Genomic DNA, 221 nt, shown 5'->3' on the forward strand with positions numbered 1-221 from the left:
ATGGACTTTTGGAATACCATTTTTGTAGAGGTTCCTATAATTACTTTCAATCCGATGAAGACCGTCAACGACCTTTTAAAAGATAGTCATCAAATTAAATAGGGTGCATGCCGAAGGACTAATATCTGTACTTACTTTTATGGCAATTCGTAGCTCTGGTAGTGGAGGACAACATGTCAATAGAGTAGCTACTAAGATTGTCTTATATTTCGATTTAGTTA

At 35.3% G+C, this 221-nt stretch carries 1 protein-coding gene and 1 pseudogene; both read left to right on the plus strand.

What is annotated here, in order from left to right; genetic code table 11:
* Positions 1-102: DUF4301 family protein (locus tag ACRHOC_RS15605; RefSeq protein ID WP_431159491.1), on the plus strand; the 102-nt coding region annotated here is incomplete at its 5' end.
* Positions 103-139: 37 nt separating this feature from the next.
* Positions 140-221: pseudogene (locus ACRHOC_RS15610) on the plus strand (alternative ribosome rescue aminoacyl-tRNA hydrolase ArfB); the annotation flags it as partial.

Origin of the sequence: Winogradskyella poriferorum, from assembly GCF_050618035.1 — a bacterium.
Taxonomy (GTDB): Bacteria; Bacteroidota; Bacteroidia; order Flavobacteriales; family Flavobacteriaceae; genus Winogradskyella; species Winogradskyella poriferorum_A.